Origin of the sequence: Roseburia porci (genome assembly GCF_009695765.1) — a bacterium.
GTDB classification, from domain to species: domain Bacteria; phylum Bacillota; class Clostridia; order Lachnospirales; family Lachnospiraceae; genus Roseburia; species Roseburia porci.
Map to the genome: position 1 here is coordinate 1 of NZ_VUNI01000059.1, position 1,349 is coordinate 1,349.

Consider the following 1,349-nt stretch of genomic DNA (forward strand, 5'->3'; position numbering starts at 1 on the left):
GTACGTGCGACTTTCACCGCATACGGCGTTCCCTCGTGTTCAAGCAAGTTTACAAGTTCCTTTGACAGGTTTAAGTTTTCTAGCTCGTCTTAGTCGATTCAGCTTCACTTTCTGCTTTTCCGAAAGGTTACTACAGTAATCAGCATTTTTATCTTCAATAAGTGGAATAACAGCTTTGCTAACAATAACGATATTGCTATAATCGTCAGTACCATTTCTTTCTTTTGGTTTTATTCTGATACCGACTGCATTTTCTGGCTCTAATTCATTTCCAGTAATGTAACATTTCCCATACTGTGCCACGAACTTTGAAACCACATTATTTCTAAATTCAATCGTATCATCTTCATTAAGAAACATCTGAAATGCTTTCAGTTTACTGCTTTCCACTGCTCTCTGATTATTATGAATTTTCTTTCTGCCCTTTTCAGTATAATTGCATATCTCCTGTGAAAAATTCATTGGAGATTTATGATGCACTCCTGTAATCGGCAACATATGAATATCCATAATTCTGTAAATCTTTTTACAGTCTCTGATTCCTGTTGTTTTCTTTTTGAAATCACTTGGAGTTTCTCCGAATCTGACTATTTTTGCTTTCTTCCTCAACCTGTTGTTACGGGTTCGTAATAAAGCATAATCAACCTCTGTAAGGTTGTTATAAACATTCGTTGCAATCCGATAATAATTCTGTATCCCAGTGACTGCACTGTTATACTTCTTTACTTCCTCTGCGTTTGTATGATTCTGTATTTCAAGAATCTTTTGTCTCAAATTAGCTTTTGATTTCTTCAAGGCTTTTTCACACATATCTGTTTTTGCAACATAACCATACTTTGATTTTCCCTGTGGCACTGCTTTGATTTTGAATCCAAGAAAATCTGATGAATTCTTTTTCAAATTTGTTACCTTAGACTTCTCTGGACTGATTTCCAATCCCAGCCTGTTATTCAGAAAATCTACTACAGCATGGTAATATCTTTGTGCTTCTGGATATGTTCTGCACATTATTTTAAAGTCATCTGCATAACGCACAATATATCCGTCTTTCAGATTTGTGTATTGTCTGGCATATTGTGCAAAACCTTTGCTATTTCCCTTTCGTGGCATATAAGTTTCCCATTGGTCACTTATCCACCAGTCAAGTTCATTTAACACAATATTAGATAATAACGGAGAAAGTATTCCCCCTTGTGGAGTTCCTTTAGTCGGTATTCCCTCTCCCTCGATTTCACACTTTAAAAGTTTGCTTATAATACACAACAGCCTTTTATCCCTGATTCCAAGATTCCAGATTTGCTTCATTAGTTTTCCATGATTGACATTATCGAAAAATCCTTTAATATCAA

1 protein-coding gene is annotated in these 1,349 nt (G+C 35.4%); it reads right to left on the reverse strand.

The window, feature by feature from the left end; all coding sequences use genetic code 11:
- Positions 1 to 39: 39 nt before the first annotated feature.
- The coding region (locus FYJ75_RS14255) for a reverse transcriptase domain-containing protein (protein WP_154431063.1) at positions 40 to 1,349 on the reverse strand (1,310 nt) is incomplete at its 5' end.